At 71.1% G+C, this 20,314-nt stretch carries 16 protein-coding genes; 11 read left to right on the top strand and 5 right to left on the bottom strand.

All coding sequences use genetic code 11. The features are described 5' to 3' along the window. The first annotated feature begins 7 nt into the window (after positions 1–7). The 5 genes from ACNNMR_RS20400 to ACNNMR_RS20380 all read left to right on the top strand — a co-directional run bounded on the left by ACNNMR_RS20400 (position 8) and on the right by ACNNMR_RS20380 (position 4,979). Complete coding sequence (locus ACNNMR_RS20400) at positions 8–1,030, top strand: LacI family DNA-binding transcriptional regulator (RefSeq protein WP_419996082.1); 1,023 nt, start codon at positions 8–10, stop codon at positions 1,028–1,030. A gap of 101 nt (positions 1,031–1,131) precedes the next feature. After that, positions 1,132–2,247, top strand: a complete 1,116-nt coding sequence (locus ACNNMR_RS20395) for a S1C family serine protease (protein ID WP_419996081.1) — start codon at positions 1,132–1,134, stop codon at positions 2,245–2,247. Then, positions 2,243–3,004, top strand: a complete 762-nt coding sequence (locus tag ACNNMR_RS20390) for a response regulator transcription factor (RefSeq protein WP_420000421.1) — start codon at positions 2,243–2,245, stop codon at positions 3,002–3,004. Before ACNNMR_RS20395 ends, ACNNMR_RS20390 begins: the two co-directional genes overlap by 5 nt. Then, a complete protein-coding gene (locus ACNNMR_RS20385) occupies positions 3,001–4,506 on the top strand; it encodes a HAMP domain-containing sensor histidine kinase (protein ID WP_419996080.1) in 1,506 nt (501 codons plus the stop codon). The genes ACNNMR_RS20390 and ACNNMR_RS20385 overlap by 4 nt, the downstream gene beginning before the upstream one ends. Positions 4,507–4,529: 23 nt before the next feature. Then, the gene (locus ACNNMR_RS20380) at positions 4,530–4,979 is read left to right on the top strand and encodes an SSI family serine proteinase inhibitor (RefSeq protein ID WP_419996079.1); all 450 of its coding nucleotides are present in this window, start codon (positions 4,530–4,532) and stop codon (positions 4,977–4,979) included. Positions 4,980–4,985: 6 nt separating this feature from the next. Here the strand turns inward: ACNNMR_RS20380 and ACNNMR_RS20375 are convergent, their stop codons facing one another. Then, entirely contained in the window at positions 4,986–6,407 is a 1,422-nt protein-coding gene (locus ACNNMR_RS20375; RefSeq protein ID WP_419996078.1) for a cellulose binding domain-containing protein, read from the bottom strand. 168 nt (positions 6,408–6,575) lie between these two features. Here ACNNMR_RS20375 and ACNNMR_RS20370 point away from each other — a divergent pair, with 168 nt between their 5' ends. Together ACNNMR_RS20370 and ACNNMR_RS20365 are read left to right on the top strand one after the other, a co-directional pair. Next, positions 6,576–7,829 carry a nucleotide sugar dehydrogenase gene (locus ACNNMR_RS20370; protein ID WP_419996077.1) on the top strand — a complete coding sequence of 418 codons (1,254 nt, stop codon included), beginning with the start codon at positions 6,576–6,578 and terminating at the stop codon, positions 7,827–7,829. Beyond that, positions 7,826–9,568: a glycosyltransferase gene (locus ACNNMR_RS20365; protein WP_419996076.1), complete on the top strand. Its 1,743-nt coding sequence runs from the start codon at positions 7,826–7,828 to the stop codon at positions 9,566–9,568. Before ACNNMR_RS20370 ends, ACNNMR_RS20365 begins: the two co-directional genes overlap by 4 nt. Here ACNNMR_RS20365 and ACNNMR_RS20360 read toward each other — a convergent pair. Both ACNNMR_RS20360 and ACNNMR_RS20355 read right to left on the bottom strand, forming a co-directional pair. Further along, positions 9,559–11,088, bottom strand: a complete 1,530-nt coding sequence (locus tag ACNNMR_RS20360) for a polysaccharide deacetylase family protein (protein ID WP_419996075.1) — start codon at positions 11,086–11,088, stop codon at positions 9,559–9,561. The genes ACNNMR_RS20365 and ACNNMR_RS20360 overlap by 10 nt on opposite strands. A gap of 176 nt (positions 11,089–11,264) precedes the next feature. Continuing rightward, complete coding sequence (locus ACNNMR_RS20355) at positions 11,265–13,049, bottom strand: bifunctional metallophosphatase/5'-nucleotidase (RefSeq protein ID WP_420000420.1); 1,785 nt, start codon at positions 13,047–13,049, stop codon at positions 11,265–11,267. Positions 13,050–13,184: 135 nt separating this feature from the next. Between ACNNMR_RS20355 and mshD the strand changes: the two genes are divergently transcribed. From mshD to ACNNMR_RS20335, 4 genes are all read left to right on the top strand, one after another. Further along, the gene (mshD, locus tag ACNNMR_RS20350) at positions 13,185–14,159 is read left to right on the top strand and encodes a mycothiol synthase (protein ID WP_419996074.1); all 975 of its coding nucleotides are present in this window, start codon (positions 13,185–13,187) and stop codon (positions 14,157–14,159) included. 171 nt (positions 14,160–14,330) lie between these two features. Continuing rightward, positions 14,331–16,592, top strand: coding sequence for an RNA degradosome polyphosphate kinase (locus tag ACNNMR_RS20345; RefSeq protein ID WP_419996073.1), 2,262 nt, complete (start codon positions 14,331–14,333; stop codon positions 16,590–16,592). A 111-nt stretch (positions 16,593–16,703) separates the two neighbouring features. Then, positions 16,704–18,053 carry a CHAD domain-containing protein gene (locus tag ACNNMR_RS20340; RefSeq protein WP_419996072.1) on the top strand — a complete coding sequence of 450 codons (1,350 nt, stop codon included), beginning with the start codon at positions 16,704–16,706 and terminating at the stop codon, positions 18,051–18,053. Next, complete coding sequence (locus ACNNMR_RS20335) at positions 18,050–18,496, top strand: NUDIX hydrolase (RefSeq protein WP_419996071.1); 447 nt, start codon at positions 18,050–18,052, stop codon at positions 18,494–18,496. Before ACNNMR_RS20340 ends, ACNNMR_RS20335 begins: the two co-directional genes overlap by 4 nt. A gap of 101 nt (positions 18,497–18,597) precedes the next feature. Here the strand turns inward: ACNNMR_RS20335 and ACNNMR_RS20330 are convergent, their stop codons facing one another. Then, positions 18,598–19,386, bottom strand: coding sequence for a class I SAM-dependent methyltransferase (locus ACNNMR_RS20330; RefSeq protein ID WP_419996070.1), 789 nt, complete (start codon positions 19,384–19,386; stop codon positions 18,598–18,600). A gap of 11 nt (positions 19,387–19,397) precedes the next feature. Then, the gene (locus ACNNMR_RS20325; protein ID WP_419996069.1) at positions 19,398–20,309 is read right to left on the bottom strand and encodes an NAD(P)H-binding protein; all 912 of its coding nucleotides are present in this window, start codon (positions 20,307–20,309) and stop codon (positions 19,398–19,400) included. Positions 20,310–20,314 lie beyond the last annotated feature (5 nt).

The following is a 20,314-nucleotide window of genomic DNA, read 5'->3' as shown; positions in this document are numbered from 1 at the left end:
TGCCCTCGTGGCCAAGGTGACGCGAGACGATGTCGCACGGCTCGCGGGCACGTCCACCGCGGTCGTCAGCTATGTCATCAACAACGGACCTCGCCCGGTGGCGCCTGCCACCCGCGAGCGGGTGCTGGCGGCGATCGCGGAGCTGGGCTACCGCCCGGACCGCGTCGCGCAGGCGATGGCCTCGCGGCGTACGGACCTTATAGGCATGATCGTGCCGGACGCCCGCCAGCCGTTCTTCGCGGAGATGGCGCATGCGGTCGAGCAGGCCGCCAACGACCGCGGAAAGATGGTCCTGGTCGGCAATTCCGACTACCGGGATGACCGGGAAGTCCACTATCTGCGGGCCTTCCTCGGCATGCAGGTGTCCGGGCTGATCCTGGTCACGCAGGGGCCGAGCGATGTCGCGGCGGCCGAGATAGACGCCTGGGACGCGCGGGTCGTGCTGCTGCACGAGCGGCGCGAGTCGCCGGACGACTTCGTCGTTGTCACGGATGACGTGGGCGGCGCGCAGCTGGCCACCCGGCATCTGCTGGAGCACGGGCATCCGTATGTCGCCTGTCTGGGTGGCGTGGAGGGCACGCCGATCATCGGCGACCCGGTCACCGACCACATCGAGGGCTGGCGGCGGGCGATGGCCGAGGCCGGGATCGGCGCGGAGGGCCGGCTGTTCGAGGCGCCCTTCGACCGGTACGGGGCGTACGAGGTCGGGCTGCGGCTGCTCAGCGGACCGGACCGGCCGCCGGCCGTCTTCTGCTCGACGGACGACCAGGCGATCGGGCTGCTGCGGGCGGCGCGGGAGCTGCGCATCGACGTACCGGGCGAGCTGGCGGTCGCGGGCTTCGATGATGTGAAGGAAGCCGCGCTCACGGATCCGCCGCTGACGACGGTGGCCTCGGACCGCGAGGCCATGGCGCGGGCCGCGGTGGAGCTGGTGCTCGACGACGAGGAGCCGCGGGACGCGCCGCGGCGGTCGCGGATCAAGCAGTTCCCGTCGCGGCTGGTGGTGCGGCAGTCCTGCGGGTGTGGGTGACCTCACCCCGCGGCGGTCTTTATATCGGGCATACAGGTTTCTGTCGGACCTCTTAACCCGTCCTCAGGCGGCTCTCAGAAAGCGGCGGGATCGTCATTGTCATGAGCGATGACAGGTACCGCAGCAGTGACCAGCAGGAGCCTTACTCCGCCGGGGACGGCGTCACCGTGTGGCCCGGAGCCCCGCAGCCGCAGGCCGGCGGCGCCGGGATGGTGCCGCCCGCGCCTCCGGCGCCCCCCGCACCCCCGGTGCCGCCGCCCACGCAGCCCCCGTACGCCGGCTTCGGCGAGGGCGGCCTGCCCGCGGCCCCGGGCCCCGGACCCGAGGCCGCGCCCAAGGCGCGGCACCGCGCCCGCCGCCCCCTCGCCCTCTTCGCCGCCGTGGCGATCGTCGCCGGCGCCGTCGGCGGCGGCAGCGCCATCCTGGCGAACGAGCTCACCGGCAACTCCGCCTCCGCCAGCGGCAGCGGCATCGTGAACGGCTCCAACGTCTCCAGCGGCAGCAGCGGCGTCTCCGCCGTCGCCGCGGCCGTCAGCCCGAGCGTCGTAGAGATAGAGGCCGCCACCAGCGCCGGAAAGTCCATCGGCTCCGGCGTCGTCATCACCAAGGACGGCGAGATCCTCACCAACAACCACGTCATCTCCGGTGCCCAGAGCATCAAGGTGAAGTTCAGCGACGGCTCCAGCGCCAACGCCGAGGTCGTCGGGACCGACGCCGACCACGACATGGCGCTGATCAAGGCGCAGGGCAAGAGCGACCTGAAGCCCGCCACGCTCGGCGACTCCGACGACCTCAAGGTCGGCGACGAGGTCGTCGCCATCGGCTCCCCCGAGGGCCTGTCCGGCTCCGTGACCAGCGGCATCGTCTCCGCGCTCGACCGCGATGTGACCGTACAGAAGGACCAGGACCCGCAGCAGGAGCAGCAGGCCCCGCAGGGCCAGGGCCAGGAGTGGCCGTTCGGCTTCGGCGGCCAGGAGTACAACGGCAAGGTCGGCGGCGACACCACCACGTACAAGGCCATCCAGACCGACGCCTCCATCAACCACGGAAACTCCGGCGGCGCGCTGGTCAACATGAAGGGCGAGATCATCGGCATCAACTCCGCCATGTACTCGTCCTCGAATGCGAGCGGCGGCGACTCGGGCAGCATGGGACTCGGATTCTCGATCCCGATCAACGACGTGAAGAAGAACCTCGACGACCTGCGGAACAATTGACCCTGTGAGTGAAGCCACGCACCAGCCCCGGATCCTGGTCGTCGACGACGAGCCCGCCGTACGCGAAGCCCTTCAGCGCAGCCTGGGCTTCGAGGGATACGCGACGGAGCTGGCCGTCGACGGCCTCGATGCCGTGGAGAAGGCCGATGCGTACCGGCCCGACCTGATCGTCCTCGACGTGCTGATGCCGCGCATGGACGGCCTGACGGCCGCCCGGCGGCTGCGGGCGACCGGGGTCACGACGCCGATCCTGATGCTGACGGCGAGGGATACGGTCGGTGACCGGGTCACCGGCCTGGATGCCGGGGCCGACGACTATCTGGTCAAGCCCTTCGAGCTCGACGAGCTCTTCGCCCGGATCCGCGCGCTGCTGCGGCGCAGCTCGTACGCGCAGGAGAGCGGGGCGGTCGACGACGACTCGCAGGTGCTCGCCCTCGGCGACCTGCGGATGGACCTCGCGACGCGCGAGGTCACGCGGGGCGGGCGGGCGATCGAGCTGACGCGGACGGAGTTCACGCTGCTGGAGATGTTCCTGGCGCATCCGCGGCAGGTGCTGACGCGGGAGCAGATCCTGAAGGCGGTGTGGGGGTTCGACTTCGAGCCGAGCTCGAATTCGCTGGATGTGTATGTGATGTATCTGCGGCGGAAGACGGAGGCCGGGGGCGCGTCGCGGGTGGTTCATACGGTGCGGGGGGTCGGGTACGTGCTGCGCAACGACGCGGGCGGGCCTGGCGGGCCGGGGAGCGCCGAGCGTTGATCGCACGGCTCAACCGGTTGCCGCTGAGATCGCGGCTCGCCCTGCTGGTGGCGGCCGCGGTGGCGGTGGCGGTGGCTGTGGTGGCCATGGCGAGCTGGCTCATCACCCGGGATCAGCTGATGAATGAGCTGGACCGGTCGCTGCGGCATGCCGAGGTGCCCAACACGCTTAACGTGCTCGAAGAGATCGGCTGCCAGAAGGAGAAGCCGGAGCGACTCCGGCAAGTAGGGCTCAACCCGGAGGGCACGGCCGCGCAGCTGGTCACGCCTGACGGCAGCACCTGCTGGGTGAGCGGCGAGCACACCTTCCCGGCGACGGACGAGGACAAACAGACCGCCGCCGCGACGGAGACGCCGGGGCCGGGAAGGGGCCCGGCCGCCTACGCGCTGCACACCATCACGGTGGACGGCACTGATTGGCGGGTCTTCACCCGGCCTTACGGCGGGGCGACCTATAACGACCAGCCGACCGCCCTCTCCATCGCCAAACCCATGAGCGAAGTCACCGGCCCCCTCTCCACCCTCACCTGGGTTCTCGCCCTCGTCGCCGGCGCCGGCGTCATCGGCTCCGGCATCGCCGGCGTCACCCTCGCCCGCGCCGGGCTTCGCCCGGTGGAGCGCCTCACCGGCACCGTCGAGCACGTAGCCGCCACCGAGGACCTGAGCGTCCGCATCCCCGTCGAAGGCGACGACGAGATCGCCCGCCTCTCCCGCTCCTTCAACGCCATGACCGAGGCCCTGGCCTCGAGCCGCGAGCGCCAGCAGCAGCTCATCGCCGACGCCGGACACGAGCTGCGCACGCCCCTGACCTCGCTCCGTACGAACATCGAACTCCTCGCCCGCAGCGAAGAGTCCGGGCGCCCCCTCCCACCCGAGGACAAGAAGGAGCTCCTGACCTCCGTCAAGGCGCAGATGACCGAGCTCGGCGCGCTGATCGGGGATCTGCAGGAGCTGGCCCGCCCGGACACCGTGCCGGGGGCGCGGCCGCCGCAGGTCGTCGGGCTGCATGACATCGCGCAGAAGGCTGTCTCCCGCGCCCGGTTGCGGGCCGCCGACCGGGTCGGCGTCGTCGCCGAGCTGGCACCTTGGTACGTACGTGCCGAGCCGGCCGCTCTCGAACGGGCGGTGGTGAATCTCCTCGACAACGCCGTGAAGTTCTCCCCGGACGGCGCTGAGGTGGAGGTCCGGATCCACCCCGATACCGGCGAGCTGACCGTACGCGATCACGGTCCCGGCATTCCGCCGGACGACCTGCCGCATGTCTTCGAGCGCTTCTGGCGCTCGCCCGCCCACCGCGGGCTGCCCGGCAGCGGGCTCGGGCTGTCCATCGCGGCCCGTACGGTCCAGCAGGCCGGTGGCGCGATAGAGCTGAGCGAAGCCGACGGCGGCGGCACCCTCGCCTCCGTCCGCATCCCGGGCGCGCCCGAGGAGCCGCCCGCCCCGCCGCCCACCGATGCGCCTAACGGCATGCCTCGTACGGGTGAGGGTCCGGCGGAGGACTGACCGGATCGGCTTTCCTTGCGCGCATGAGTCTCTCCCGTCGCGGCATGCGCGCCGCGCTCGCCCTGTCCTTCGCCGCCGCTCTCGCCCAGGCCGCCCCCGCGGCCGTCGCGGCCGACCACGCCGGCGCCCAGCCGGACGCCGGCAGCCACCTGATTCTCGCGGTGCAGAGCGTCGCCGACCCGGACAAGACCCAGCTCGCCTACCTCACCTGCGACCCGGCGGGCGGCAACCACCCCGGCGCGGAGGCCGCCTGTGCGGCGATCGGCGAGGTGGACGGCGACTTCGGCGACCTGGAGGAGACGCAGGGGATGTGCACGATGGAGTACGCCCCGGTCACGGTCCGGGCGTACGGGCACTGGGACGACGACATCGTCCACTGGTCGTCCGAGGAGTACCCGAACGCCTGCGCCGCCGACCTCGCCACCGGCGGCCAGATCTTCAACTACACCGCCGCGGCCCCGGTCCTCCGCTGACCACCCTCACTTGACCGTGTCCAGATAGTGCATGCCGCCGTCGGCGAGGTTCTTCACCTGCGTCTCGACGTCCTTCGCCGACAGGCCGGCCTTGCCGTTGAAGTACATCCAGTCGACCTGCATGTCCCAGGCCCGCTCGCCCTGGAACGGCAGGTCGACGAACCACGTGTTGAGGTGGATGGACATGTCGGAGCGCGGGGCGTAGGCCTTGCCGTTGACGTAGACCTTGCGGCCGTCGACGCGGTACGTGACCGAGCTGTCCGTCACGGTCATGGTCATCGTGCGCCAGCCCGCCAGGCTCCGCTCCACCTTGCTGGTGACCCGGTCGCCCTTGTCCGCGTGCCGCCAGCTGGTGGTGTCGAGCTTGGGGCCCGGGGCGCCCCAGCCGCCGTTCGGCATGTACTCGTTGTCGAGCTCGCTGTAGGCGTCGCCCTTGCCGCCCAGGGTGTAGAAGCTCTGGTTGACGTGGTCGCCATTGCGGCCCGTGGTCGGCTTGTCGCTGAAGCGGACGCGGGCTGCGTACGTGCCGGTGCGGAACTTCTGCTTCAGGGTGCCGACGCTGGACTGCTTGGTGCCCGCCTTGGTGCCGTCGGTGCTGGCGCGCAGCTGGATCGCCTGGCCGCCGGTGTCGGCGGGGCCGGCCGGGAAGGAGACGTTGCCCGGCGTCCACGTGTTCTCGATGCCGGGTCCGCCCTTGCTCGTACGGACCAGCCAGCCGTGCTTGAAGAGCGCCCGGTCCTTCGGGCCGCGGTAGTTGAAGTCGTCGAAGAGGACGCCTGACGGGGTCTGCGGGGCCATCTCCGGCGCGGCTTCGGCGTCGTCGGGGGCCTTGCTGATGCCCTCCGGCTCCTTGCCCCAGGCGAGGTCGCCCTTCAGGTGCGCGGTGACCTGCTCGGACTCCTTGAAGCTGGTCTTGTCGGCGTCGAAGGAGCGGTCGTTGGACTGCTGCATCTTCTTCTGGTCGACGCGGTAGAGCTGCAGCTCGATGCCCTTGCTGTTCTCGCCGGGCCGCAGGCTGCCCGCGGCCTCGGTGAAGGCGAGCTCGAGGACGTGGTCGGCGGTGTCGTCCGAACTGCCCGACTCCCGGATCCGGCCGGATATGTTCGAGCAGCCGACCACCGCCTGGATGCAGTTGAACGAGTAGCCGGAGGCCGCGTCGTCCGCGGAGAAGTGGTAGCGGAGCCGCACGTCCGCGAGCTTCACCGGCTTGTCGGAGGTGTTGAAGACCTCCAGCCAGGGCTTGGCCGTGGCGGCCGTCGCCGGGGTGTCGGTCCGGTACCTGACCTTGAGGTCGGTCGGGTCCGGGTTCGCCTTCTTGTACAGCGGATACAGCGCGGTTCCGCCCGCCGCCAGGACGCCTACGAGCAGCAGCAGTCTGATCGTGGGCCACACGCGGCGACGTGGTTTGCGGCGCGAAGAAGTCGCCACGGGAGTTCCTCCTGATGTTCGGGGCTTGCATGGGCTGCGACGCATGAGGCGGACGGATGGTTGTACGCATCTTTGCGTGAGAAGCGGCACCTGGTAAACCAACGACGGGCGGTAAAGCGGTTGTTAGTATCTGGTCTCAATTTGATCGATTGGTGGGGGCCACGCGTTATGGATCTCGTTGTTGTCGGGCTTGGATACGTAGGGCTGCCGCTCGCGCGTTCCGCCGCGGGCGCCGGCCTGAAAGTCGTCGGGCTGGACAGAAACGCGCAGGTCGTCGCGGGCCTGAATTCCGGCAGGTCGCATGTCGATGACATCTCGGATCCCGAGATTCGTACCATGCTCGACCAGGGCTTCACGGCGGTGGACAACCCCGAGGTGATCGCCGGCGCGGGCGCGGTCGTCATCTGCGTACCGACGCCGCTCACCGGGCACGGGGCGCCCGACCTCGCCGCGGTGCACGCCGCGGTCGACGACGTCGCCGCCCACCTGACGCCCGGCACGCTGGTGGTGCTGGAGTCGACCACATACCCGGGCACCACCGACGAGGTCGTACGACCGCGCCTGGAGGCCGGCGGGCTGCGCGTCGGCGAGGACTTCCACCTGGCCTTCTCCCCTGAGCGCATCGACCCGGGCAACCCCGTCTACGGCCTGGAGAACACTCCCAAGGTGGTCGGCGGCGTCACCGCGGACTGCACCAAGGCCGCGCGCGGGCTGTACGAGCGGTTCGTCGGGCAGGTCGTGGAGGCGAAGGGCACCCGCGAGGCCGAGATGGCCAAGCTGCTGGAGAACACCTACCGGCATGTGAACATCGCGCTGGTCAACGAGATGTCGATGTTCTGCCGCGAGATCGGCGTCGACCTGTGGGACGCGATCAGCCTCGCCGCCACCAAGCCGTTCGGCTTCCAGGCCTTCTACCCGGGCCCGGGCGTCGGCGGGCACTGCATACCCATCGACCCCAACTACCTGTCCTTCAAGGTCCGCTCCCTCGGCATCCCCTTCCGCTTCGTCGAGCTGGCCCAGGAGATCAACAACCGGATGCCCGGATACGTGGTCAGCCGGGCGGCCGAGCTGCTCAACGAGCACGGCAAGGCGCTCCGCGGCTCCCGCGTGCTGCTGCTCGGCGTCACGTACAAGCCGGACATCTCCGACCAGCGGGAGAGCCCTGCTCTCACCGTCGCCGAGGACCTGCGCGCCCGCGGCGCCGTGCTGTCCTACTTCGACCCGCGGGTCGAGGACTGGACGGTCGGCGGCGAGCCGGTGGCCCGCGTCGACGACTACCTGGCAGAGGCCGAGACCGCCGACCTCACCGTGCTGCTGCAGCCGCACCGCGAGCTCGATCTGCCCGCGCTCGCCGACCGGGCGCAGGCCCTGTTCGACACCCGCGGCAAGACCGAGGACCATCCCCGGGTGGTCAAGCTGTGAGTCAGCAGGACCCGTACATACCCGGAGCCGCCGAGGCCGGCGGGCGGCGAGGGCATCGCAGACGCCGCCACCTGCGCGTCTCCTACCTCGTCTTCCTGGGCCTCGCGGCCCTCGTCGCCACCCGTCTCGACGCCGGTTCGCTGCACCTGTACGCGATCGGCGCCATGGGGCTGCTGTCGCTGAAGATGCTCGGCGCGCTCTTCTACCGGCCCGCGAAGGCGGGCCGGGACGAGCTGATGTACCTGGACAACTGCTGGGTCACCGCCGTCATCCCGATCTACAACGAGGACCCGGCGATGTTCGAGCAGGGGCTGCGCAGCCTCCTCGCGCAGAGCCGGCTGCCCGACGAGATCCACATCATCGACGACGCCAGCGCCGACCCCGGCGGCATCAAGGTCGCCAAGCGGATGGGCCGGGAATTCCGCGCGCACGGCGTGAAATACACGGTGAGCGTGCAGCCGAAGAACGCCGGAAAGCGCGAGGCGCTGGCCCGCGGATTCCAGGCGGCGCCGTACACCGATATTTTCCTGTGTGTGGACTCGGACACCATCCTTTCCCGGGATACGGTCCGTGAGTTGCTGATCCCGATGGCGGACGAGCGCATCATGGCGTCCACCGGCATGGTGCTGGCGCTGAATCACGACAGCAATCTCTTTACCCGGCTGCAGGATCTCCGCTACGGAAATTCCTTTCTCTTCGAGCGGGCCGCGTACTCCCGGCTGAAGTCGGTGCTCTGCTGCTGCGGCGCGCTGTCCGCGTACCGCGGCACCCTGGTCCGCCGCTATCTCCCGGACTTCCTCAACCAGCAGTTCCTCGGCAAGCCCGCCGTCTTCGGCGACGACCGCCGGATGACCAACTACGCCCTGATCGAGGGCCGGGTGGTCTTCCAGGAGACCGCCGTCGGCTACACCGCCGTCCCGGAGAAGCTCCCGCACTTCCTGCGCCAGCAGGTGCGCTGGAACAAGTCCTTCTTCCGCGAGTCCCAGTGGGCCTTCCGCAAGCAGCCGAAGTGGCGGCCGGCGTTCTGGCTGACCACCATGGAGCTGGCGCTGTGGCTGGTGTTCGGCTCGGCCATGTTCTACTCGATGGTCATCCTGCCGATACTGCGCCCCGAGCAGTTCCTCAACCACATCGGCGACTACCTCATCTTCATGGTGCTGATGGGCTACCTGCGCAATGTGCGCTATCTCGACTTCCCGCGCCGCGGGATGGGCTTCATCAAGCGCTTCGGCATGTTCCTGCTCGCCCCGCTGTACGGGGTCATCCAGCTGACGCTGCTCACGCCCCTGCGCTTCTACGCCCTGCTGACCCTGAGCAAGGGCAGCTGGGGCACCCGCCAGTCCGGCGTCGAGGTGACGGTCGGCGGCCACGAGGCGGAGGTCGCGGCGGTGTGGGAGGAGGAGGACCCGTACTCGGACCCGTCGGTCACGAGCACGCTCCAGACGATGCGCCTGGAGGGCGTGCAGCTGCGGCATACGCACACGGTGACGCCGATCCCGGCCGCGATGGCGGCGGAGCCGGGGCCCGCCCAGCAGCAGGCGGTGTCGTGGGGCACGCAGGCGGCTGCGCCGCAGCAGCAGCATTATCAGGACGCGTACTACCAGCCGTATTCGTACGAGCCGTACGCGTACGAGGGGCACCCGGCCCCGGCCTATGAGCAGGAGCAGGTCCCGCTCTGGCCGGGCGCCGAACAGCAGCCGCAACAAGAACAGGCGCGCAACGACTGGTTCTACCGGTAGTACGTCATCGCCTCTTCGACCGTCACCACCGGCATCCCCCGGTCGTCGATCTCCTTCATCAGCGCGGCAAGACCCTCCCGGCTGATCTCGGTGCTCGACTTCGGGGGGCCGTCGGTGATGCGGTGCAGGCACAGGATCAGCCAGTCGCCGTTCTTCGCGCACCGGTCCAGCCGCCCGCCGACGCCCGTCAGCTGGTCGAGCTGGGTGCCGCCGACGCCCTCGCCGTCGGTGATGCCGGTCAGCGACTTCAGCCGGTACGGCATCGCGGGCGCGAAGGACTCGATCGTCTCGGAGATGATCGAGCGCGCCGTGGTGAAGTGCCGGCTCGCAAGGAGGTCCACCGGCACGCCGTCGGTGGTCTTCTGGAAGGAGCCGTGCGGATACGCGAAGTGCTCGCTGGTGAAGCCGTTGGACACCAGCCACTCGCGCAGCTTCCGCAGGTCGTCGTCGACCTGCTCGGCGCTGAGCTTCTCGTAGCTCGCCGTGTGGGCGTCGTTGGCGTACGCGTGCCCGGCCATCTCCCAGCCGGAGAAGTTCTGCATCGACCGCATCTGGTCGATGGTGAGGAAGCCGTTCGTGCCGATGGCGTCGGCGATGTTGTAGATCGTCCCCGGGAAGCCGTAGGCGTCCATCGTGGGCCTGCCCAGGCCGTGCACCGAGTGGTGGGAGTCGTCGAAGGTGATCGACACGACGCCCTTCGGGAAGACGGCCGAGGTGTCCGGGACGGCCTCGATGGCCTGGAGGTTGTACGTGACCGGGCCGCCGCCGCTGTCGTACGCGGCGAACGACATGTCGGTGAAGCCGGTCGTCGTGGACGGCACCCCGTCCCGCGAGACCGAGAAGGCCCCGGCGGCGCCGCGCACGTCCGACCACTGCAGGTGCACGGTGACCCACTCGCCGGACTGCACGTAGTTCGCGGCCTTGGCCGAGTGGATGTGGTACTGCCACACGAAGTTGTTCGCGAGGCCCTGGCTGCCGAGGTAGAAGACCAGCTTGGACAGCTTCGCCGTGTCGTCGACGCGGAAGATCAGCCGGATCATCTTGCCCGTCAGGTTCTGCGGGTCGAGCCCGGTCTTCCTGACGTACGACTGCTTGCCGTTCCCGGCCGTCGTGACGCGCAGCGACTGCGTGCCGCGGATGAAGCGCTCGGTGTCGTACCGCTCGGAAGAGGCGGTGCCGGAGCCGCCGATCGACCAGCCGTGCTTGCCCTGGAACTGCTCGGACCAGGTCGCCCTGCGGTACTTCGGGCGGCGCCCGGAGGGCGGTATGGACGGCACCGTCAGGTCCGCGGCCGTCTTGCCGCCGGCGAAGTTGAGGTCGGCGACCGCGGCGGCGTTGGCCATGTCCCCGCCACCGCCGAAGGTCCGCTCGGCGTACGCCCCCAGCGCACCGCCGCCCGCGGCGAGCAGCCCGCCGGTGCCGGCGAGGCGCAGCGCGGAGCGCCGCCCGATCTTCCCGTCGTCCTTCTTCCTGGACGGGGTGGGCGCTCTGTGGCTGGCTATGGGCCTCTCGTAGCTCAAGGCGACTTCTCCTCAGGTAGTGCAACCGGACGCAGGACCTGTGCCAGGCCCTGCGTGCTCCGGCCGACGCTGTGGGGAACGCCGGGAATTGGTCGCGGACGAGTATACGAATCCGCCCCGACCCGGATGTGCCCGGGCGGGGCGGACGCGCTTGACCTGCTTGTTCCCGGCTTGCCCTACTTGATGACCTTGATCCGGTCGGCCTTCGGCGGGGCGATCGGCTCCGCCGCGGAGGACTTCGCGAGGAAGTCGCCGAGCGCGGCCAGGTCGTCGCCGCCGACGAGGGGGTTCTTGCCCTGGCCGAGGGTCTTGAAGCCGTCCCCGCCGCCGGCGAGGAAGGAGTTCATCGCGACCCGGTAGGTCTTGGCGGGGTCGATGGCGTCGCCGTTCAGCTTGATGCTGTCGGCGACCACCCGGGCCGCGCCCGCCTTGGTCATGTCCAGGGTGTACGTCAGCCCGTCGGAGATCTGCAGGATCTTCGGCGAGGCCTCATTCGCGCCGCTGACCTGCTCCTGCAGCGCCTTGACGAGCTGCTCGCCGGTGAGGTCGACGAGGTTGACCGTATTGCTGAAGGGCTGGACGGTGAACGCCTCCCCGAACGTCACGACCCCGTCGCCCTCGGACCCCGACGCCTTGTGCGTCAGATCGGCGCGGATGCCGCCGGGGTTCATCAGCGCGAGGACCGCCTTGTCGTCCTTCGTCTTGGCGTGCGCCAGCTGCGCGTCCGCGATGAGGTCGCCGAGCGGCGACTCGGGGGTGACCGAGCCGGGGATGTCGCCGGAGATGTAGCCGAGCGGCTTGCTGGCGATGGGGGCGGCCAGGTCGCCCCAGTACTTGATCAGCTTCGTCATGTCCGCGGCCTTGGGCTGCTCGCGGTCCACGACGTGGTTCGCCGACTTCACGCTGGTACGGACGATGTCGCCGCGGGCGCGGTCGTACGTCAGCGTGGTGTCGGTGTAGAGGCGGCCGAAGGAGGCCGCGGAGGTCACCATGCGCGGCTTGCCGGACGGGTCCGGGACGGTGCACACGTACGCCTGGTGGGTGTGGCCGGTGACCAGGCTGTCGACGCCCGCGTCGGTCTTCTTCGCGATGTCCGCGATCGGGCCCGAGATGCCGGAGCCCGGGCCGTCCGCGTCGCAGTCGTAGTTGTACGAGGTGGAGGCGGGCATGCCGCCCTCGTGGATCAGGGCGACGACCGCCTTCACGCCCTTCTTCCGCAGCTCCTTCGTGTACTTGTTGATCGTCTCGGCCTCGTCGAGGAACTTCAGGCCCTTCACGCCCTCGGCGGAGACGATGTCGGGCGTGCCCTCCAGGGTCACCCCGATGAAGCCGATCTTGACGCCCTTCTTCTTCCAGACGGTGTACGGCTTCAGGATCGGCTTGTTCGTCTTCTCGTCGACCACATTCGCCGCGAGATACGGGAAGTCGGCGCCCTCGAACTTCCGGCCGTCGTCGTAACAGCCGTCCTTCGGGTGGCAGCCGCCGTTCTGTATACGCTGCAGCTCGGTGCGGCCCTCGTCGAACTCGTGGTTGCCGACGCCGCCGACGTCGAGGCCGAGCTTGTTCATCGCCTCGATGGACGGCTCGTCGTGGAAGAGCCCGGAGACCAGCGGGCTGGCGCCGATGAGGTCGCCGGCCGCGGCGGTGACGGAGAGGTCGTTGCCTTTACGGGCGGTGCGCAGCGAGTTGGCGAGATACTCGACGCCGCCGGCCTTGATGGTCTTCTTCGTACCGTCCGGCTGGTCCTCGGTGACCTGCCCGGAGGAGCCGGCCGGCGGCTCCAGATTGCCGTGGAAGTCGTTGAACGACAGCAGCTGCACGTCGACCTTGCCGCCCTTGCCGCCCTTGGCGGCCGACGGTCCGTCGCCGCTGTCGGCCCCGGCCGGCACCGCGAACGCCGCTGCCGCGAGCGCGCCCGCCGCCAGCAGGACACCGGCCCTCCGGGCCCCCGCCCGGCTCATTGTCACCATGACGCTCCGCTTCCCATAGTTCTGGCCTGAGGAGCGCAGCCTAAGGTCAACGCGCGTAGCGCAACAGGGTCATGCGGTTAAGAAGAGGTTGCGCGTCGAGGTACCTTGGCCCGTACCCTCTGACCCATGAGTGACTCAGGGGCCGCAGTACCGCAGGGCGCGCAGGGCGTACATGAAGGCGCGGAAATCGCCGTGCCGACCGGGGCCGGACGCATCGTCGTCACCGACGAGCTGACCTCGCAGCAGGTCCACGACGTGCTCGGCATCCTGGACGCCGCGGCCGCCGCCGACGGCCGGCAAGCCGTATCGGAGCAGGGCCGGCTGCAGCTGCGCGGCGGCCGGCGCCCGGGTGTGCAGCACCTGCTGCTGTCCGCGGGCGGCGTGCTCGCCGGGTACGGGCAGCTGGAGGGCACGGATCCGGTGGAGGCTCCGGCGGCCGAGTTCGTCGTCCATCCGGAGCAGCGGCGCAATGGCTATGGGCGGGCCCTTGGCGACGCACTGCTCGCCGAGTCCGGGCATCGGCTGCGGGTGTGGGCGCATGGCGGGCATCCGGCGGCGCGGCATCTGGCGCGGCTGCTGGGGCTGGCGCTCTTCCGCGAGCTGCGCCAGCTGCGCATGCCCCTGACCGGGGCCGACCTCCCGAATCCGCAGCTCCCGGCCGGAGTCACCGTCCGCACCTTCCGGCCCGGCGAGGACGACGCCGCTTGGCTCGCGCTGAATGCCGCCGCCTTTGCGCACCACCCGGAGCAGGGCTCCCTCACTCAGCGTGATCTGGAGGATCGCAAGTCGGAGCCGTGGTTCGATCCGCACGGGTTCTTCCTCGCGGAGCGGGGTGGGGAGCTGGTCGGCTTTCACTGGACGAAGGTGCACAGCGCGGAGCAGGTGGGTGAGGTGTACGTGCTGGGCGTGGCGCCCAGTGAGCAGGGGGCGGGGCTGGGGAAGGCGTTGACTTCGCTGGGGCTGCGGTATCTGGCGTACGACCGGTCCATGCCGACGGCGATGTTGTACGTGGACGCGGACAATGTCGCGGCGGTGACGGTCTATGAGCGGCTGGGTTTCCGTACGCACGAGACGGATTTGATGTACCGGACCGAAGGCTGAAGCCGCTGCGGGCCGAGTGACGGCTGGGCCGCGGAGCGAGGGGACGCCTCCTGAGCGCCACCTCGCCGTTACCCTCGGTTCAACCACGCTTGCGAGCATCAGTGAATGCAGCGCACCCCCCAGTCCCTGGCCGTAGTGCCCGATGCCGCCCCGGCACGGGACAATGGGGGCATGGAAGAACCGACCGCCGCATCCGGTGTCTCACCTGCGCAGTCGCCGCCGCAGGCGGCTCCGCAGCCCTCCGTCGGCTCCCTCGCCGCCCACCGGCCGCACGCGGTCGCCACCCCGCGGACGAACGTCGACGGCTCCGACCTGGCCCCGGACCTCGACGCGGACCCCGATGACTACGTCGGCTCCCCCGAGGACGAAGAGCTGCCGCACGGCCGCTTCCTGGACCGCGAGCGCAGCTGGCTCGCCTTCAACGAGCGGGTGCTCGAACTGGCCGAGGACCCGGCCACGCCACTCCTCGAACGGGCGAACTTCCTCGCCATCTTCGCGTCGAACCTCGACGAGTTCTTCATGGTCCGGGTGGCCGGCCTCAAGCGCCGCATCGCCACCGGCGTCGCCACCCGTTCGGCCTCAGGGCTGCAGCCCCGCGAGGTCCTCGACCAGATCTGGACCCGCTCCCGCGAGCTGATGGCCCGGCACGCCGCCTGCTACCAGCAGGACGTCGCCCCCGAGCTCGCCGACGAGGACATCCACCTGATCCGCTGGGACGACCTCACGGAGAAGGAGCAGGCGCGCCTCTTCACCCTCTTCCGCCAGCAGATCTTCCCCGTGCTGACCCCGCTGGCCGTCGACCCGGCCCACCCCTTCCCGTACATATCCGGGCTCTCCCTCAACCTCGCCGTGGTCGTCCGCAACCCGGTCACCGGCCACCGCCACTTCGCCCGCGTCAAGGTGCCGCCGTCCCTCTCCCGCTTCCTGGAGGCCTCGCCGCGGCGCTTCGTGCCGCTGGAGGACGTCATCGCGGCGCATCTGGAGGAGCTCTTCCCGGGGATGGAGGTGCTGGCGCACCACATGTTCCGGGTGACGCGCAATGAGGACCTCGAGGTCGAGGAGGACGACGCCGAGAACCTCCTCCAGGCCCTGGAGAAGGAGCTCATGCGCCGCCGCTTCGGCCCGCCGGTGCGGCTCGAGGTCGAGGAGTCCATCGACCCGTACGTCCTCGACCTGCTGGTCCGCGAGCTGAAGATCTCCGACTCGGAGGTCTATCCGCTGCCGGGGCCGCTGGACCTGACCGGTCTCTTCGGCATCGCGCGGCAGGACCGGCCGGAGCTGAAGTACCCGAAGTTCGTGGCGGGCACGCACCGCGACCTGGCGGAGGTGGAGTCGGCGTCGCCGCCGGACATCTTCGCGGCGCTGCGCGACCGGGATGTGCTGCTGCACCACCCGTACGACTCCTTCTCCACGTCGGTGCAGGCCTTCCTGGAGCAGGCGGCGGGCGATCCGGACGTGCTGGCCATCAAGCAGACGCTGTACCGGACTTCGGGCGACTCACCGATCGTGGACGCGCTCATCGACGCCGCGGAGAGCGGCAAGCAGGTCCTGGTGCTGGTCGAGATCAAGGCGCGCTTCGACGAGCAGGCGAACATCAAGTGGGCGCGCAAGCTGGAGGAGGCGGGCTGCCATGTCGTGTACGGGCTGGTGGGCCTGAAGACGCACTGCAAGCTGTCGCTGGTGGTGCGGCAGGAGGGCGAGAACCTGCGCCGCTACAGCCACGTCGGCACGGGCAACTACCACCCGAAGACGGCGCGGCTGTACGAGGACTTGGGGCTGCTGACCGCCGACCCGCAGGTCGGCGCGGACCTGTCGGACCTCTTCAACCGGCTGTCCGGCTACTCGCGCCGGGAGACGTACCGCCGGCTGCTGGTCGCACCGACGTCGCTGCGCGACGGCCTCGTCCAGCGCATCCAGAAGGAGACGGCCGCGGCGCGGGCGGGGGAGCCGGCGTACGTGAAATTCAAGGTGAACTCGCTCGTCGACGAGACGGTGATCGACGCGTTGTACCGCGCCTCGCAAGCGGGCGTGCAGGTGGACATCTGGGTGCGCGGCATCTGCGCCGTACGCCCCGGGGTCCCCGGCCTGTCCGAGAACATCCGGGTCCGCTCGGTCCTCGGCCGCTTCCTGGAGCACTCCCGGATCTTCGCCTTCGCGGCAGGCGGCGAGGACGAGGTCTGGATCGGCAGCGCGGACATGATGCACCGCAATCTCGACCGCCGCATCGAGGCCTTGGTGCGGGTGACGGACCCCGCCCACCGAGCGGCGCTGACGCGCCTACTGGAGACCGGCATGTCCGACGCGGTCGCCTCCTGGCACCTGGGCCCGGACGGCGAGTGGACGAGGCACAGCCTGGACCCGGAAGGACAGCAACTGCCGAATGTCCAGGAGCTACTCATCGACGCCCGGAGGCGCAGGCGTGGGGGTGGGTGAGATCTCGCAAGTCCGGGGGCAGGCGTCCCGCACGGCGGGACGGGTGGGCCCGGACGTACCGCAGGGCGCGTGCGTGACCGGCGCCGGGGTCGACGGGTGCGAGGTGATCGCGTGACACCAGCCCCGAAGCCCTCACCCGCTGCCCCGGCGACCGGCGCCACCGCCGGCCTCGTGCTCGCCACGTACCTCAACGAGCAGGCCACCGCCGTCCTGCGCGGCCTCCGCCTCTACGAGGAAGGAGGCGCCGACGGCGCCAGCGGAACGGCCGACGCCACCCACCAGGTGGCCCGCGCCGCCGAGCGCATCCGCGCGGCCCTGCACGCCTTCCGCCCCCTCACCGACCCCGCCTGGTCCGACCACACCCGCGCCGAACTCGCCTGGCTCGCCGCCCTCCTGGCCGGCGAACACGCCTACGCCGCCCGCCTCGACCGCCTCCTAGGCGCATTGCACCGCCTCGCCGGCGCCGGCGCCCTCCCCGCCCAACCCGGCACCCCACCGGCCCGCGGCCTCGGCGCCGCCCGCGCCGCCGCGCTGCTGCAGCGCCGCCTCGGCCTCGCCCGCAGCAAGGCCCACACCGCCGCGCTGCAGGCCGTCGGCTCCGCCCGCTACCACGCCGTGGCCGACGCCGTCGCCGTACTCGCCTCGGAAACCCCGCTGTCGCCGGCCGCCGACGCCCCGGCGGAAGCGCTGCTCCCGCTCGCCGAGACCTCCCGTCGCCACCTTGTCGAGGCCACGGCGGCGCTGCCGCTGGCGCGGGCCAGCCGCCCGTACAACGCGGAGGCGCTGGCGCGCGGGCTGTCCGCTACGGCGCCTGGGCTGCAGGAGGGGGCGGGGGCCGCGGGGGCCGCGGGCGCGGCGGAGCAGGCGGTGAGTGAGTGGCAGGACGCGCCGTGGCGCCGGGTGCGAGGGCTGCTGCGCCAGGCCCGGTACGTACAGGAGGTCCTGCAGACCCGCCCACCGGGCGCGGAGGCGGAGCCGAACGGAGCGCGCCCGACATCGCAGAGCGGGTTGCGCCCCCCAGCCGCCGACGGCCCGCACTCGCCGGCCGGCGTCGGTCCGCATGCGTCGGCGGGCGACGGCCCGCACTCGCCGACCGGCAATGGCCCGCACTCGCCGACCGGCGTCGGCCCGCACCCGTCGGCGGGCAATGGCCCGCACTCGCCCGCGGTCAACGGACCCCACCAGCCGGCCGGCAACGGCCCGTACTCGCCGGCCCCCAGCCTCCCGCCCGCCTCCCTCCACCGTTCCGCCGCCCGCCTCCTCGACCGGCACCGCGACGCCGCCGAGGCGGCTGCCGCCGCTGCCGCCGCCGCGCAGACGCCGCGTATCGCCCCTGCCACCGCCTATGCCCTCGGCGTCCTCCACGCCGACCAGCGCCACGAAGTGGAGGCCGCACGTTTTGCCTTCGGCCGGCTCTGGACCCCGGGCGGTCCCGGGGAGGAAGAGCCCGAGAGGAGATGACCGACGTGGCAGACAGCATCGAGAACGCCCCCGGCAGGGGCCCGATCCGCGCGGCCGGCTGCGTCCTGTGGCGCTCTTCGCCGCGGGACGGGACGGTCGAGATCGCGCTCGTCCACCGCCCGAAGTACGACGACTGGTCGCACCCCAAGGGCAAACTCAAGCGCGGCGAGACCGCGCTCGCGGGGGCGGTCCGCGAGGTCGAGGAGGAGACGGGTTACGCCTGCTCGCCCGGCGTCCGGCTGCCGTCGCTGCGCTACGAGGTCGCGGGCCGCGAGAAGACGGTCGCGTACTGGGAGGCGGAGGCCCTCACGGGCACCTTCCAGCCGAACAGCGAGGTCGACCACCTCATCTGGCTACCGCCACCGATGGCCCGCCACCGGTTGTCGTACGCCCACGACCGCGAGGTCCTGGACGCGATGCTGAGCGCGGTGCAAGCGGCGTAGGGCAACTCCGGGGGAGGGCGTCCCGCAAGGCGGGACGGGCTGGCCCGGGACGTTTCGCGCAGCCGCCCTCCCAACCCGCACCGAGACCGAGCCTGTGCGTATCAGTGCCTAGGCGCGAGGGCGTTCCACTCCACGGTGACCTCCCCCTGCCGCCAGCGCCCGGGCCGGTCCACAACCGGCCACTCCGTGGCCATCGCGGCCACCGCCCGTACCCACCTCTGCCGCGCCCCCAGCGCCGCATACGGCGCGGCAGCCGCCCACGCCCGGTCGAAGTCGCGGAGGAAGGCATGCACGGGCTCACCCGGCACATTCCGGTGAATGAGCGCCTTAGGCAGCCGCTCAGCCAGATCGGACGGGGTCGCCAGCGACCCCAGGCGCGCCGCGAAGGTCACCGTGCGCGGGCCCTCGGGGCCCAGCGCGACCCACACCTGCCGCCGGCCCACCTCATCGCACGTCCCCTCCACCAGCAGCCCGCCCGGCGCCAGCCGCCCGCACAGCCGCGACCACGCCGCCGCGACCTGCTCCTCGTCGTACTGGCGCAGCACATTCGCGGCCCTGATCAGCCCGATCTCCCCGGCCACCGGGACCTCGAACCCGCCCCGTACGAACCGCAGCCCCTCCCGCGCATACTCCTGCGCCCCCGCCACCCGCTCCGGCTCGATCTCCACCCCGACGACCGACACCCGCGGCGCCGCCACCCGCAGCCGCTCCAGCAACTCGACCGCCGTCCAGGGCGCGGCCCCGTAACCGAGATCCACCGCCACCGGTGCCGCCATCCGCCGCAGCGCGGGCCCCTGCACCGCCGCGATCCAGCGGTCCATGCGCCGCAGCCGGTTCGGGTTGGTGGTGCCGCGCGTCACCGCTCCTACGGGACGCGAGGTGGGGGCCATGACATCAGAGCCTACGAGGCCCGCGCCGCCCCGGCGCCGAGGGCGGGCGCGAGGACGTCCGCGCACCACTGGCGGAAGGTGGTCGGGGACGGCGCCGCGGTCGCGGCGTAGCGCTCGCGGTCGTACAGGTCGCGCCCCACCACTTCCGTCATCATGTCGGCGAGGCCCTGCGCCGCCGCCTCGGAGGCGCCGTGCGCCAGCATCCCCGCCCGGTACGCCTCCACGGACACCGCCTCGGCCCGTATCTCCCGCCCCAGCACCTCGCTCATCACCGCCGCCATCTCCCGCGGCGACAGATCCTCGGGCCCGAGCACCGGCACGTCCTCCTGCCCGTTCCAGGAGCCGTCGAGCAGCAGCCGGGCCGCTACGGCGGCGATGTCGCGGGTGGCGCAGGTGGGCAGGCGGTGGTCGAGGGGGACCGGGGTGCGGAAGCAGCTCTCGGCGGTGATGGCGGGGGCCTGGGGGAGCAGGTTCTCCATGAAGCCGGGCATGCACAGGGCTCGGTAGGGGACGCCGGTGCGCTCGATCAGCTCGTCCATGGCGAGGGCTGCGGTGATGTGCCCGGCGCGCTTCGCGACCCCGCGGCCGAGGGTGGAGACGCCGACGACGCGGCCGACCGCGTGCCGCTCGATCGCGGCGCAGGTGGGGAGGGTGAAGTCGCGGAAGTGCGGCTCCAGTTCGGGGGCGGTGAGCGGCGGGGGTGTCAGCCAGAGCACGGCGTCGGCACCGTCGTATGCGGTGTCGAGGACGTCCGGGTCGGCGTGTGAGCCCTGCACCACTTCCACGCGTTCGCGTACGCGCGCGGGGAGCCGGGCCGGGTCGCGGGCGATGACGCGTACGGCCGGGGCGGCGCCGGGCTCGGCGAGGAGGCGGTCGAGGGTCTGGCTGCCGATCTGCCCGGTGGGGGTGGTGATAACTATCATGAATG

The sequence above is a fragment of the Streptomyces boninensis genome, assembly GCF_048572725.1.
Taxonomy (GTDB): domain Bacteria; phylum Actinomycetota; class Actinomycetes; order Streptomycetales; family Streptomycetaceae; genus Streptomyces; species Streptomyces boninensis.
Note: the sequence above shows the minus strand (reverse complement) of the source record. Positions and strands in the feature narration are given on the sequence as shown.

Excerpts from the sequence above, each read along its gene's own strand:
- ACNNMR_RS20395 (WP_419996081.1), top strand. The coding sequence starts at position 1,132 with ATGAGCGATGACAGGTACCGCAGCAGTGACCAGCAGGAGCCTTACTCC.
- ACNNMR_RS20380 (WP_419996079.1), top strand. The coding sequence starts at position 4,530 with ATGAGTCTCTCCCGTCGCGGCATGCGCGCCGCGCTCGCCCTGTCCTTC.
- ACNNMR_RS20370 (WP_419996077.1), top strand. The coding sequence starts at position 6,576 with ATGGATCTCGTTGTTGTCGGGCTTGGATACGTAGGGCTGCCGCTCGCG.
- ACNNMR_RS20355 (WP_420000420.1), bottom strand. The coding sequence starts at position 13,049 with ATGAGCCGGGCGGGGGCCCGGAGGGCCGGTGTCCTGCTGGCGGCGGGC.
- mshD (WP_419996074.1), top strand. The coding sequence starts at position 13,185 with ATGAGTGACTCAGGGGCCGCAGTACCGCAGGGCGCGCAGGGCGTACAT.
- ACNNMR_RS20345 (WP_419996073.1), top strand. The coding sequence starts at position 14,331 with ATGGAAGAACCGACCGCCGCATCCGGTGTCTCACCTGCGCAGTCGCCG.
- ACNNMR_RS20335 (WP_419996071.1), top strand. The coding sequence starts at position 18,050 with ATGACCGACGTGGCAGACAGCATCGAGAACGCCCCCGGCAGGGGCCCG.
- ACNNMR_RS20330 (WP_419996070.1), bottom strand. The coding sequence starts at position 19,386 with ATGGCCCCCACCTCGCGTCCCGTAGGAGCGGTGACGCGCGGCACCACC.
- ACNNMR_RS20325 (WP_419996069.1), bottom strand. The coding sequence starts at position 20,309 with ATGATAGTTATCACCACCCCCACCGGGCAGATCGGCAGCCAGACCCTC.